The 13,402-nt window shown below is 69.2% G+C and carries 12 protein-coding genes; 7 read left to right on the plus strand and 5 right to left on the minus strand.

Annotated elements, in window-relative coordinates; all coding sequences use genetic code 11:
- Nucleotides 1–99: 99 nt before the first annotated feature.
- Both murJ and AB0H36_RS00090 read right to left on the minus strand, forming a co-directional pair.
- Complete coding sequence (gene murJ, locus AB0H36_RS00085; RefSeq protein ID WP_360513783.1) at nt 100–1,746, minus strand: murein biosynthesis integral membrane protein MurJ; 1,647 nt, start codon at nt 1,744–1,746, stop codon at nt 100–102.
- On the minus strand, nt 1,739–4,051 hold the full coding sequence (locus AB0H36_RS00090; protein ID WP_360513786.1) for a hypothetical protein: 2,313 nt from the start codon (nt 4,049–4,051) through the stop codon (nt 1,739–1,741). Before AB0H36_RS00090 ends, murJ begins: the two co-directional genes overlap by 8 nt.
- 63 nt (nt 4,052–4,114) lie before the next feature.
- Here AB0H36_RS00090 and AB0H36_RS00095 point away from each other — a divergent pair, with 63 nt between their 5' ends.
- Nucleotides 4,115–5,536: a CCA tRNA nucleotidyltransferase gene (locus AB0H36_RS00095; RefSeq protein ID WP_360515096.1), complete on the plus strand. Its 1,422-nt coding sequence runs from the start codon at nt 4,115–4,117 to the stop codon at nt 5,534–5,536.
- Here the strand turns inward: AB0H36_RS00095 and AB0H36_RS00100 are convergent.
- Nucleotides 5,533–6,306 (minus strand): aminotransferase class IV, encoded by a 774-nt coding sequence (locus tag AB0H36_RS00100; protein ID WP_360513789.1) that lies wholly within the window; start codon nt 6,304–6,306, stop codon nt 5,533–5,535. The genes AB0H36_RS00095 and AB0H36_RS00100 overlap by 4 nt on opposite strands.
- Nucleotides 6,307–6,325: 19 nt before the next feature.
- On the opposite strand from AB0H36_RS00100, the gene AB0H36_RS00105 reads away from it, so the two are divergent.
- A complete protein-coding gene (locus tag AB0H36_RS00105; protein WP_360513792.1) occupies nt 6,326–6,946 on the plus strand; it encodes a hypothetical protein in 621 nt (206 codons plus the stop codon).
- Here the strand turns inward: AB0H36_RS00105 and AB0H36_RS00110 are convergent.
- Complete coding sequence (locus tag AB0H36_RS00110; RefSeq protein ID WP_360513795.1) at nt 6,943–7,401, minus strand: GNAT family N-acetyltransferase; 459 nt, start codon at nt 7,399–7,401, stop codon at nt 6,943–6,945. The two genes, AB0H36_RS00105 and AB0H36_RS00110, sit on opposite strands and share 4 nt — an antisense overlap.
- A gap of 193 nt (nt 7,402–7,594) precedes the next feature.
- On the opposite strand from AB0H36_RS00110, the gene AB0H36_RS00115 reads away from it, so the two are divergent.
- Nucleotides 7,595–8,593 carry a LacI family DNA-binding transcriptional regulator gene (locus AB0H36_RS00115; protein ID WP_360513798.1) on the plus strand — a complete coding sequence of 333 codons (999 nt, stop codon included), beginning with the start codon at nt 7,595–7,597 and terminating at the stop codon, nt 8,591–8,593.
- A 419-nt stretch (nt 8,594–9,012) separates the two neighbouring features.
- Here the strand turns inward: AB0H36_RS00115 and AB0H36_RS00120 are convergent, their stop codons facing one another.
- Nucleotides 9,013–9,600 carry a TetR/AcrR family transcriptional regulator gene (locus AB0H36_RS00120; protein ID WP_360513801.1) on the minus strand — a complete coding sequence of 196 codons (588 nt, stop codon included), beginning with the start codon at nt 9,598–9,600 and terminating at the stop codon, nt 9,013–9,015.
- 56 nt (nt 9,601–9,656) lie between these two features.
- Between AB0H36_RS00120 and AB0H36_RS00125 the strand changes: the two genes are divergently transcribed.
- From AB0H36_RS00125 to AB0H36_RS00140, 4 genes are read left to right on the plus strand one after another with little or no spacing between them, the layout of a single operon-like run.
- A complete protein-coding gene (locus AB0H36_RS00125; RefSeq protein ID WP_360513804.1) occupies nt 9,657–10,913 on the plus strand; it encodes an acyl-CoA dehydrogenase family protein in 1,257 nt (418 codons plus the stop codon).
- Complete coding sequence (locus AB0H36_RS00130; protein WP_360513807.1) at nt 10,910–11,695, plus strand: SDR family NAD(P)-dependent oxidoreductase; 786 nt, start codon at nt 10,910–10,912, stop codon at nt 11,693–11,695. Before AB0H36_RS00125 ends, AB0H36_RS00130 begins: the two co-directional genes overlap by 4 nt.
- Complete coding sequence (locus AB0H36_RS00135; protein ID WP_360513810.1) at nt 11,688–12,734, plus strand: phosphotransferase family protein; 1,047 nt, start codon at nt 11,688–11,690, stop codon at nt 12,732–12,734. The genes AB0H36_RS00130 and AB0H36_RS00135 overlap by 8 nt, the downstream gene beginning before the upstream one ends.
- Entirely contained in the window at nt 12,735–13,397 is a 663-nt protein-coding gene (locus AB0H36_RS00140; protein ID WP_360513813.1) for a histidine phosphatase family protein, read from the plus strand.
- Nucleotides 13,398–13,402 lie beyond the last annotated feature (5 nt).

Consider the following 13,402-nt stretch of genomic DNA (forward strand, 5'->3'; position numbering starts at 1 on the left):
CTCTCGCCCTCTCCTAAGTGCCCGGCAGCCTGATCGCAGCCCCCATGCTAGTGCCCCCGTCAGCTACTGACGTGTGCACGAGTGCACAAGCGGATCGGTTCAGCGTCGACCGGGGAGTTTCGATGTGACCAGTGACACCACGTCGTTGACCTCGTGGATGCGCAGTACCCGGGCGATCCCGGCGTACACCGGGAGCATCACGAGCGCCGCAACCGCGAGCTGGAGGAGTGCGCCCACCGGTCCGGACCAGTCGACCGCCGTGTTCAGCAGCCAGAGCGCGCCCCGGCCGACGCCTACCGCGAGTACCGCAGCGATCACCATTGCGAGCAGCGGCAGCCCGATCCCGGCGCCGTGCACGCGGGGGACCTTGCGGCGCAGCACCGGACGGGAGATCAGTACGGCGACCAGGTAAGCCAGCGCGTACGCCCCGCCGAGCACCACACCGCTGAACCGGAGGTGCGTCGGGTCCAGCAGCACCCGCACCCCGATCACGGCGGCCGCGATGTTCGTCGCCGCGATCACGCACTGCAGAAAGAACGGTGTCCGGGTGTCCTCGTACGCGTAGAACGTGCGCAGCTGGAAGTACTGGATGGTGAACGGCACGAGGCCCAGCGCCAGCGTCATCAGCGTGTACGACATCAGCGTCAGGTTGTTCTTACCGGAGCCGTACCCCGCGATCACCGTCACGATCGGGTAGGCGAACGCGATCATCGCGGCGGCCGCCGGGACCACGATCGCCAGCGTCTGCCGGGTCGACCGCGCCGCGAGCCGGCTCACCTCCGTGACGTCGCCGTCGGCCGCGTACGCCGACATCTGCGGCAGCGCGGCCGTCGCCAGCGACACCGTGACGATGCCGTGCGGCACCAGGATGATCAGCATCGCCGTGCTGTACGCGAACAGGCCGGCCTTCGCTCCCGGGTCGTCCGAGGCACTACCCGCGATGGCGAGCTGCGTGACGATCACCAGCGTCACCTGGTTGACCGCGACGAACAGTACGGTCCAGATCCCGAGCCGGGCGGTGTGCCCCAGCCCGGTCCCGCGCAGCCCGAACTTCGGCCGGTACAGGTGCCCGCTCGCCGACAGGTAAGGCAGCAGCACCAGCAGTTGTACGGCGATCCCGACCGTGTGCCCGATCCCGAGCAGCAACTCCTCGCCGTGGCTGTAGGTGGGCGGGTTGTCGCCGGTGCGGTAGACCAGCAGGAACACCACGATCGACGCGCACGCGACGATGTTGTTCGCGATCGGCGCCCACATCATCGGGCCGAACCGGCGCCGCGCGTTCAGCACCTGGCCGACCAGCACGAACGCGCCGTAGAAGAAGATCTGTGGCAGGCAGAGCCGGACGAACATGATCATCGACGCCCGCTCGGGCGCCCGCGACGGGTCGTTCAGCTCCTTCGGCATGTACAGCTCGGCGATGAACGGCGCCAGCAGCACGCACCCCACCGTCACCACGGCGAGTACGACGAAGCCGAAGGTCAGGATCCGGTTGGTGAAGTCCTGGCCGCCGTCGTCGTGGTTCTTGATCGCCCGCACCAGCTGCGGCACCAGCACGGTGTTGAACACCCCGCCGGCCAGCAGGATGTAGAGGCTGTTCGGGATGGTGTTCGCGGCGGTGAAGATGTCGTTGCGGAGCGCGGAGCCGATGGCGGCCGCGAGCAGGGCGATCCGGACGAATCCGAGCAGGCGGGACAGCACCGTTCCGGCTGCCATCACCGCCGCGGATCGCAGGGTGCGGTCAGCCATCCTTCGAACCGACTCCTTCTTTCAGGGAGGCGTCCGCCGCGGTCTCGGGGACGGTGTCCGGCACCCCAGGCTCGGGCTCGGGGTCGATCGGCGCCGGGTGCAGCGGGTCGGCAGCGGTCTCCGCGGCCGGCGCCGGGTTGCGGCGCTCGGTCCGGATCCGCCGGTAGATGCGGACGAACGACGTACCGAACAGCAGCGCGCAGGCGGCGCCGACCAGGATCCAGCCGACACTGCCGTACTGCGCGGCCTCGATCACCAGTTCCTGCGACGGGCCGACCGGGCGACCGGAGGCGGTGACCACCTGGGCGTTCGCCCGGATCACGCCGTTCTGCTCCGCACTCGCCTCGATCAGGTACGTCGCCTTGCCGCGCGGCGGCAGCACCTTCGTCTGCAGCGGCTTGATCCGCAGGTCGGTCCGGTTCGCCGGCGTCACCTGGATGCCGACCCGGATCGACTCGTCCAGCTGGTTCGAGACGGTCAGCGGGAAGGTGCCCTTGCTGCCGGCCAGGTTGACCTTGATCACCTTGTGCTGGTCCTGCTCGCTGGAGTTGACCAGCTCCACCTTGGCCAGCTGCTGGTTGACCGAGCCGGTCTCGATCGCGGTGAACTGCCGCGCCTCCTCGGCGTACCCGCGCCAGCCGTTGGACGCCGAGCGCAGCCGCGCGCGCTGGATGTTCTCGTCCAGGTTGTCCTGATCGGTCAGGAGGTTCCGCAGGGTGAGGGTGTCGTCGTTGAGCCGCTTCACGGCGTCGACCTGGCCGCTGGTGAGCGACGGGTTCGACCGGGGTGCGTTCGGCGCCCTGGTGGTCTGCGGCCTCGTGGTCGCGGCGACGATCTGGTTGACGTCGGTGGTGGTAATCCACGGCAGCGAGAGGTTGCCGGCGATCGCCGCGGTCGCGTTGCCGTCGGCATCCCAGCCGCGTGGCGGCAGCGCGACCACCGACACCGGCGTCGTGCCGCCGGCGGCCAGCAGCGCGGTCTCGGCGGCGAACCGCTGCCGGACCTGCAGCGGGTTCTCGGCGGTGTTCAGGTCGGGGCCGCCGAAGGTGAGGGCCGAGTTCGCGATGACGGTGCGAACCTCTTTCTTCGGACCCTCCGGGGTGAGCACGTTGTAGACGGGGGACGGGTTCAGGGCCGGCCGTTCGGCGGTCACCCAGGCCGAACTGCCGACCAGGTTCAGGTCGGTGTCCCGGGATCCGCGGAAGCCGGACGAGGCCGCGGCCAGGTAGCGGCTGCGGGCCGCGCCGTTCTCCAGCCACAACCCGTTGGTGAAGGCCGCCGGGACGGTCGAGCCGGGGGGCGCGAGGTTGTACTCCTCGCTCTCCGCCCGGGCTTCGCCGACGATCTTGCTGACCGCGTCCGGGTCCGCCGGGTCGCTGGCGTCGATCAGGCTGGCCACGTCCGGGTCGCCGTACGGGAGCAGGACGACCTGGTTGCCCCGGACCCGGCTGGCGTCGAGCTCCTTCAGCCAGGCGGCGACGACGGCCTGGCCGGTGCCGGGTGTGGTGTGGTTGTCGTCGCCGACGACGACGTACCCGTCCTCGATCCGGCGGGCCTCGTCGAGCATCGAGGGGTCGACGAGCCAGGTGACCTTGTGCGTCTTGCCGAGGGCAAGCAGTCGGCCGAGCGGGCCGTTCGGCGCCATCGACTGGGCCAGCGTGTCGTTCGCGAACCTGGTCCCGCCCAGTTGGGTCGGGCGATGGCGCAACGGGATCACCAGGGCGGTGTTCACCTTGCGGGTCAGCGGCTCGGCGCCGATCACCGGCATCAGCGTCCGGGCCCGGCCCGCGGTCACCCGCTGGCTGTTGTCCTCGTCCGGCTGCCCGCGGAACACGACGCCGACGACGTAGGCACCGGTCTGCTTGCTGATCTGCCACTCGCTCCACGGCACGGTCAGGGTGAACTGCACCGATGCCTTGGGCGCCAGCGGAGCGCCGAACTGCTGGAACGTGCCGGACTCGAACGTAGTCATCCGCTCACAGCTGTCCAGCTCGCTGGTCGGCACGTCCTGCTCGGTCGGGACGGCGGCGATGTCGGCGTTTGTGGCCAGCCGCTTGCGGTCGATGCAGGCCAGCGCTTGCGGGTCCCGGAACGTCATCTCGCTGGTGTTCGTGACCCGGCCCTTGATCACGACCTCCTGGCCGGGAGCCGGCGCGACCGGGGCGAACGAGTCGATGGTGACGTCGACCACGGGGTCCTCGACCGGCGCCGCCGACGAGGGCGCTGTCCCGAGAACCGCTGCCGACGCAGCGATCAGCAGGCCCGCAACCGCCGCAGCGGAGAGCCTCAGTCGCCGTCTCAACACGCCGTCACCGTAACCTAGTTTCCCGTGTCACCATTCGCCGACCAGTCAGCCTCCGCCGGATCGTTGTCCGCCGTCCAGCAACGGGCCGTCCGGACCCTGCTGGAGATCGCGCCGGTCGTCGACGAGCTCGGCGCCCGCTTCGCCGGCGCCGGCCACGAGATCGCCCTGGTCGGCGGCCCGGTCCGGGACATTCTCCTCGGCCGGGGGAGCAAGGACCTCGACTTCGCCACCTCAGCGCACCCCGACGTGATCGAGCGGTTGCTGTCCGGCTGGGCGGACCACATCTGGGACATCGGTAAGGCCTTCGGAACGATCGGTTGCCGCAAGGGCGACTGGGTGCTGGAGATCACGACGTACAGGTCGGAGTCCTACGATCCCACCTCGCGCAAGCCGGAGGTCGCGTACGGCGACAGCCTCGAGGGCGACCTGTCCCGGCGCGACTTCGCGATGAACGCGATGGCGGTGCGGCTGCCGGCCCGCACGTTCGTCGACCCGTACGGCGGGATCGCGGACGTCGCCGCCCGCCGGATCCGCACCCCGGGCACCCCGGAGGACTCGTTCTCCGACGACCCGCTGCGGATGATGCGGGCGGCCCGGTTCGCCGCGCAGCTCGGGTTCACCCCGGACCCCGCGGTGGTGGCCGCGATGACCGCGATGGCCGAGCGGATCACGATCGTGTCGGCAGAGCGGGTCCGCGACGAGCTGATCAAGCTCGTGATCTCCGACCACCCCCGGATCGGCCTTGACCTGCTGGTGGCGACCGGCCTGGCCAAACACGTGCTGCCCGAGCTGCCCGCGCTCAAGCTGGAGCGGGACGAGCACCACCGGCACAAGGACGTGTACCAGCACTCACTCACCGTCCTCGATCAGGCCATCGACCTCGAATCACGTCTCGATGGTCCGACGCCCGATTTCATCGTTCGGTTCGCCGCGCTGATCCACGACATCGGAAAACCGAAGACCCGCCGGTTCGAGGACGGCGGCAAGGTGACGTTCCACCACCATGACGTGGTCGGCGCGAAGCTGGCCCGGAAGCGGATGAAGGCGCTCCGGTTCAGCAACGACCAGATCGACCAGGTCGGCAAGCTGGTCGAGCTGCACCTGCGGTTCCACGGCTACGGCACCGGTGAGTGGACCGACTCCGCCGTCCGGCGCTACGTCCGCGACGCCGGCGACGTGCTCGACCGCCTGCACATCCTGACCCGCGCCGACTGCACCACCCGCAACCGGCGCAAGGCCGAGGCGCTCCGGGCCGCGTACGACGACCTCGAGGCCCGGATCGAGCGGCTGCGGGAGCAGGAGGAGCTCGATGCCCTGCGCCCCGATCTCGACGGCAACCAGATCATGGAGATCCTCGGCATCCCGGCGGGGCGCGAGGTCGGGCAGGCGTACAAGTTCCTGATGGACCTTCGCCTCGACCAGGGGCCGGTGGGTGAGGAGCGCGCGCGGGCGGAGCTCCTCAAGTGGTGGTCGGAGCGGGATTAGATCTCCTGCGCCGGGACGGACTCGTAGGCCTTGGCGATCACCGCTGCCGAGGCGGCGTGCTCGCCGTACGTGGTGGTGCCGTGGTCGGTCGTGATCGAGGCGACCGGTAGGGCCGGGTCGATCGAGTTCGTCAGGTAGGCGGCGTCGTACGTTGAGAGCTCGTCCAGCGGGACGCGGGTCGTCGTGTGCGTGGCGAGGCCGCGTTGCAGGACCTGCTGGCGGATGCCGGGGAGGGCCGGGGCCGACGGGAAGACGATGTCGGTGCCGCGGGCGAAGCAGATGTTCCAGATGGACGCTTCGGAGATCTCGCCGGCGGCGGTGTGGAAGACGGCGTCGTCGTACCCGTCTCGGCTGGCGAGGTTCGCGTAGTACGTCAGGTCGAAGGTGCCGGTGTGCTTGAGGTGCGGGACGGCGCGCTCGTGCCGGAACGCGCGCAGTCGCACGGGTCGTACGCCGGGTTCAATCGGTGGACTCACCCGGATCAGTAGGTGAATCACGGTGGTCGCGAAGACGTTGACGCGGAGGGAGAGGTCGCCGGCGCCGCCGTGATCAAGGGCGGCGCGCAGGTCCGCGCGGACGCGATCGGCGGCGAGTCGTTGGCCGAAGACCTCTCGGGTACTGCGATCCAGGCGGTCGAAATGCCGGTCGAGACCGTCGACCCGGCCGTCGCGGACCTGCATCGACGTGAAATGCCCGAAGCTCGTTGCGCGGAGCACCATCGGATCGACCGTACGCAGGGGTGTGCCGTCGAGCAGCAGCGAATCGCTCACAGGACACTAGTGTGCGGGTGTGGACGTCTTGAGCATCATCGGGTGGGGCGGCTCCGCACTCGTCGTCTGGTCCCTGCTGCAGACCCGGATCCTGCGGTTACGGCTGCTGAACCTGGTCGGCTGCGTGATCCTGGTCGGTTTCAACGCGGCGATCGGCGTCTGGCCGATGGTCGGCATGAACGCGGTCCTGGCCGTGATCAACCTGGTCCACCTCTGGCGGCTGCTCCGGCACCGGCACGACGAGGCGGAGTACCAGGTCCTCGAGGTCGGCTCCGGTGACGCGTACCTCGGCCACGTCCTTGCCCAGCACCAGAAGGACATCAGCCAGTTCAACCCCGGGTTCACCCAGAGCGACAGCCCGTACGCCTTCCTGGTCCAGCACGGCGACCGCACCGTCGGCGTCGTCCTCGCCCACGACGCCGGCGACGGCCGCGCCCAGATCGACCTCGACTACGTGGTCCCGAAGTACCGCGACTTCACCCCCGGCGAGTTCGTCTACCGGCGCAGCGACGTCTTCACCGACCACGGCTTCCACCAGGTCCTGGCCCCACCCGACATGCGCGACTCCACGCCGTACCTCACCAAACTCGGCTTCCACCGAGACGGCCCGCACCTGGTCCTGGATCTGCCCCGGGCCTAAAGGTCCTTGGCGTAGCAGAGGGAGGCGACCTCGTTCTCGAAGGGTGGGTACGGCGGGATCGAGGCGTAGCCGTGGTTGGTGTAGAGGGCGATGGCCGCGGTTTGGTGGGTGCCGGTCTCAAGGCGGAGGCGGGTCAGTCCGGTGGAGCGGGCGTGGGACTCCACGGCGTCCAGGAGGACGCGGGACAGACCCCAGCCGCGGGCGGTCGGGTCGACGTACATGCGCTTGATCTCGCCGATGCCCGGGGCGACGGGTTGCAGGCCGACGCAGCCGACCGGGGTGCCGTCGAGCAGGAGCAGGGTGAAGGCGATGTCCGGGTGGAGTGCGACCAGCGGCTGGTCCTCGCCGTACATCGCGGCCAGTTCGGCCTGCTGGGCGGTCGTCAGCGCCACCAGGGCGGGGTCGGTCCCGGGAACCGCGCGCAGTTCCATTCCCTCGATCAGCTCCACCGTCATGCGTCCAGACGGTAGCAATCGGGCGTGACGCTCCTGTTTCGCCAATCTCTCCACGGACGCCGACGACCGTGAGGCAACCCACCGCAACCAGTTGGTCGCGCTCAGCTCTTTCGCAATTCATCATTACCGCTCAGTATTTTCGTCATGACCCTGAGCGTGAAACAAGGCGATGTAACAAATGCCTAGGGGTCGAGTGACCGTCCGGGAGGTGGCGGCGGCGACCGGGGTGTCGATCGCGACCGTCTCCCGGGTGCTCAACCAGCAGGGCAGCGTGGCGCCGGAGACTCGGGAGCTGGTCGAGCGGGCCGTCTCGGAGCTGGGGCTGCGAGCGCCGAGTCCGCGCGGAGGTACGGCGAAACCCGTCGACGGGGCCGTCTACGTGCGGTGCCCGTACGTGCTGACCGACTACTTCGGGCTGATCGTTTCGTCGATCGCGGAGACGCTCGACCGGCATGGGCGGCAGGTGATCCTGAACGCGGGTGAGGCCGCTGCGCAGGAGCCGGTCTTGTCGCGGTTGCCCGCTCAGCGCGGGGTCGGTGGGGCGATCCTGATCCTGCCGCCGGAGCCGGCCGAGGAGGTCGTGCGGTTGCGGGCGCGGCGGCTCCCGTTCGTGGTGGTCGATCCGCGGACGACGTTGCCGCGGGACGTCGCGTCGGTCTCGGCGGCGCATCACTCCGGGGCGCGGCAGGTCACCGCGCACCTCACGTCACTCGGTCACACCCGCATCGGAGTGATCGCGGGACCACGCGAGTGGCTCGCGGCGGACGCCCGGCTGAGCGGCCATTCAGCAGCCCTCGCCGAGGCCGGCATCCTGCCCGACTCCGCTCTGACCCGTCACGTGGAGCCGACAGTCGAGCAAGGTCGCCGCGCTGCCGCCGAGCTCCTGTCCCTCACTCCACGCCCCACCGCTCTGGTCGCCTTCAACGACAAGACAGCCCTAGGCGCCCTCCACGCCGCCGCCGACCGCGACCTCTCCGTCCCCCACGACCTGTCGATCACCGGCTTCGACGACATAGACCTGAGCCGAGCCACCACCCCCCAACTCACCACCGTCCGCCAACCCCTCCAGGAAATGGGCCGCATGGCCGTCAGCTTGTTGACCCGCCTCCTGGACCGCCACCAACTGGAAGCCCTCCACATAGAACTAGCCACCGACCTGGTCATCCGAGGCACCACCGGCCGCGCTCCCTGAGCGGACCCCGGCGAACGGGATGCGGATGCGGACCGCCAGGCCATCACAACCACCACCTGCATCCCGGCGCCAGCGCGCCACCGGCCGACGTGAGTCGATTGTGATGGCCTGGCGGTCCGGCCCTCCACGACGGGCAGGTTGTCCGAGGAGCCCTGCGTCTTCAGCTACGACGAAGGCAACAGTTCACGGGCCATCCCCTCGGGACAGCGGGCGTTCAAGGGACATCCCTCGGGAAAGCGGATGTTCAGGGGATACCCCTTGGGAAAGCGGGAGTTCACGGCATCTCCCTCGCAGGAGGTGGGCCGGGGGCGCTCGCTCGGCCGGCGACGCCTGGCTGGCGTTTACCTAACACCTCCCACCCGCGCGCAGCGCGGGTGGGAGGTGCTTGGGGAGGGGTGAGATGTGGTTTGGGGGAAGCCTCAGAGCTTTCGGAGGGCTTCTAGCGCCGCGAGGGCGTGGTCGACCAGTTCTTCGTCGGTGGTGGGGCGGTCCTTTTCGGGGAGGCCGGACCACTCGATGGCCAGGTCCTCGACGTACGCGAACCAGGCGTGGACCGTCATGCGTTCGGGGGACGCCGGCTGGGTTGCGACGTCGGGGGAGCCGATCAGGTTGAGGACGCGGGTGGCGAGTCCGGCGCGGGTGTCGGCGTACACCTTGACCACGTAGTCGTCACCGCCGGCCGCGCCGCGGACGAAGGAGATGTAGGCCGCGCGCCGCCGGGTGATGAACGCGACGAAGGACAGCAGCATCTGCCGGAGCTGCTCCGGCGGCGGCAACGACTCGTCCGGCTTGGTGACGCGGAGGAGCCGGCGACCGGCGGCCTCGATGACCGCGACGTAGTAGTCCCGCTTGCTCGGGAAGTAGTGGAACAGCAGTCCGCGCGAGATCCCGGCCTGGCCCGCGACCGCGTCGATCGACAGTTCGTGGATCGGCTGGGTCCGCAGCATCATCAGGCCGATCCGGACCAGTTGCTTGCGGCGATCTTCCGCAGTCCAGCGCTGACTCACGCTATTGAGCATTGCTTAGACGCTGCGCTACGGTCAAGGCAACTGAGGGGAGTCTGATGGAGTTCGAACATTCCGCCCGTGCGAACGACCTCATCGCCCGGGTCGGCGAGTTCATCAGGACCGAGATCGAGCCGGTCGAGGCCGAGCTCCACGCCGCCTCCCGAGCTGCCGACTCCCGAGCCGCCGGCGATCCGTGGCAGCCGCAGCCCGTCGTCAAGGAACTGCAGGCAAAGGCCCGCAAACAAGGCCTCTGGAACCTCTTCCTCCCACTCCCCGAACCAGGCAACGAGCAGTACGGCGACGGCCTGTCCAACGTGGACTACGCCCCGATCGCCGAGCTCACCGGCCGGTCGTTCCTGGCGCCGTACGTCTTCAACTGCAACGCACCCGACACCGGCAACATGGAGGTCCTGCTCCGCTACGGCACCCCCGAGCAGAAGAAGCAGTGGCTCGAGCCGTTGCTCGACGGCGTGATCCGGTCCGCGTTCTGCATGACCGAGCCGGGCGTCGCCTCCTCCGACGCGACCAACATGGCCGCGACCGCGATTCTCGACGGCGACGACGTAGTGATCAACGGCCGCAAGTGGTGGAGCACCGGCGTCGGCCACCCGGACTGCGAGCTCCTCATCTTCATGGGCCGCACCGACCCCGAAGCGGAGCGGTACGCGCGCCACACCATGGTGCTCGTCCCGCGTGACACCCCCGGCGTGAAGGTCGAGCGCCTGCTCCCCGCAATGCATCAGTACGACGAACCACACGGCCACGGCGAGGTGTCGTTCACCGACGTCCGGGTGCCGGCGAGCAACATCCTGGTCGGGCTCGGTCGTGCCTTCGAGATCGCGCAGGGCCGACTCGGTCCGGGACGCGTGCACCACTGCATGCGGCTGATCGGGCTGGCCGAGAAGTCACTCGAGCTCGCCCTGCAGCGTGGCACCAGCCGGACCGCGTTCGGCAAGCCGCTGGTGAACCTCGGCGGCAACCGGGAGCGGATCGCGGACGCCCGGATCGCGATCAACCAAGCCCGGTTGCTCGTGCTGCAGACGGCGTACCTGCTGGACACCAAGGGACTCGCGGGGGCGCTGAGCGAGGTGAGCCAGATCAAGGTCGCGGTGCCGCGGATGGCACAGGACGTGATCGACATGGCGATCCAGTTGCACGGCGGCGGTGGACTGTCCGACGACTTCCCGCTCGCGGCGGCGTGGACGAGTGCGCGGGCGCTGCGGCTGGCGGACGGGCCGGACGAGGTGCATCGCAACGTGGTGGCCAAGCTCGAGCTGGCTCCGTACCTGACGCAGTACCAGGAGGCCAAGTGAGCCGTGTCCTCGTCACCGGTGGCGCCAGCGGCCTGGGGGCCGCGCTGGTCGCCCGGTTCATTGCCGAAGGCCACCAGGTGCTCAGCACCGATATGTCGGTGGACGGTCCGGACGACGGGGCGTCGTACCTGAAGCTCGACGTGCGTGTCCCGGAGGACTGGGCCAAGGCGGTCGAGTGGTGCGAGCAGAACTGGGGCGGGCTCGACATCCTGGTCAACAACGCCGGGATCGCGACCGGCGGCCGGATCGACGTCGAGTCGCTGGACGAGTGGGACCGGGTCGTCGACATCAACCTGATGGGTGTGGTCCGCGGCTGCCGCGCGTTCACGCCGATGTTCAAGCGGCAGCGGTCCGGCCACATCGTCAACACCGCGTCCGCGGCCGGCCTCGTGCACCCGCCGATGATGAGCTCGTACAACACGGTCAAGGCCGGGGTCGTCGCGCTCTCCGAGACGCTGTCGCACGAGCTTCATCCGTACGACGTCAGCGTGTCGGTGGTCTGCCCGTCGTTCTTCCGCACCAACCTGGGCGACTCGATCCAGGGCCAGGACACCGCGATGGGCGCGACCGCGCGGCAGCTGATCGAGAAGTCACCGCGCTCGGCCGACGACATCGCGGCCGGGGTGGTCGCCGGGATCAAGAAGAAGCAGTTCCTGATCATCCCGGACCGGCCGGCGCTGATGGCGTGGCGGACCAAGCGGTTCGCCCGGCCGCTGTACGACCGGCAGATGCGCAAGCTCGCCGCCCGGGCCCGTGAGCGTGCCGAGTCCGGTAATGGGTGATGGCGCCCGCGCGGTTCGCGCCGAGGACGCCTTCGACGTACCCGTGGTGGACGGTTGGCTCCGGCAACGGACCGAGCTGCCGCCCGGGTTGCCGGAGGTCAGGCAGTTCTCCGGCGGCGCCTCCAACCTGACCTATCTCCTGCAGTACGACGGCCACGATCTGATCCTGCGCCGGCCGCCGGCCGGGACTAAGGCGAAGAGCGCCCACGACATGGGCCGCGAGTTCCGGATCCAGGCCGGCCTGAAGCCGGTGTTCCCGTACGTGCCCGAGATGGTTGCCCACTGCACCGACACCGGCCTGATCGGCTCTGAGTTCTACGTGATGGAGCGGATCGCCGGCACCATCCCGCGCCGGCAGGAGCTCGGCGTCGACCTCACCCCGGAGCAGACCCGGCAGCTCTGCTTCACGGTCTTCGACACCCTCGTCGACCTGCACCAGGTCGACCCCGACCAGGCCGGGCTCACCGACCTCGGCCGCGGCGAGGGGTACGTCGAACGCCAGGTCACCGGCTGGACCGAGCGCTATCGCAAGGCGAAGACGTGGAACGTGCCGAGCTACGAGCGGGTGATGGCGTGGCTGGCGGCGAACCAGCCGAACGACGTCGGGACCTGCGTCATCCACAACGACTTCCGGCTCGACAACGTCGTACTTGCGCCGGACGATCCGCTGCAGGTGGTCGGCGTACTCGACTGGGAGCTGGCGACGCTCGGGGATCCGCTGATGGATCTCGGCAGCGCGCTCGCGTACTGGGTGCAGGCCGACGACGACTGGGCCTTCCGGTGGTTCCGGTTGCAGCCGTCCGACGTGCCTGGGATGCCGACGCGGGACGAGATCGTGCAGTACTACACGGACAAGTCTGGGCTGAAGCCGGAGAACTGGGCGTTCTACGAGGTGTTCGGCCTGTTCCGGCTGGCGGTGATCGCGCAGCAGATCTACTACCGCTACCACCACAAGCAGACCCGGAACCCGCGGTTCAAGGGCCTGTGGGTCCCGGTCAACCTGCTCGAGCGGCGCTGTCGCCGGATCATGAGGGGCTGAATGCCGACCATCTACCTGATCCGGCACGCGCAGGCGTCGTTCGGCAAGAGTGACTACGACCGGCTCTCTCCGAGCGGCGAGCAGCAGGCGGCCGTGCTGGGCAAGGCGCTGGTCGCTCGGGGCGTGCAGCCGGAGCTCGTGGTGTCGGGTTCGATGCGCCGGCACGCGCAGACGGCGACGCTGGCCGGGTTCACACCGGAGGTCGACAAGGGTTACGACGAGTTCGACCACGAGGAGATCATCGTGGCGCACAAACCGGCCTACCGGCGGCGTGCGGTGATGTTGGCCGACCTCGCCCGGACCGGTCATCCCGGTCGTGCCTTCCAGGAGATGTTCACGGCGGCGACCGAGCGCTGGACGCTGGGCGGCGACGGTTACACCGAGAGCTTCACCGCTTTCTGCGACCGGTCCGAGGCAGCGGTACGGCGTACCGCGGAGCGACTCGGGAAGGGTGAGACGGCGGTGGTGTTCACGTCCGGCGGTCCGATCGCGGCCGTGGTGAGCCGGCTGCTGTCCGGCGGCGACGGCGTGTGGTCCAAGCTGAACGCGATCACAATCAACACGGCGATCACCAAGATCGTGTCCGGCCGCAGCGGGCTCACCGTGGTCAGCTACAACGAGCACGGACACCTCGACGGCAGCGAGTTGCTCTCCTACAGATAGGACAG

The organism is Kribbella sp. NPDC050820 (assembly GCF_040653975.1).
Lineage (GTDB): Bacteria > Actinomycetota > Actinomycetes > Propionibacteriales > Kribbellaceae > Kribbella.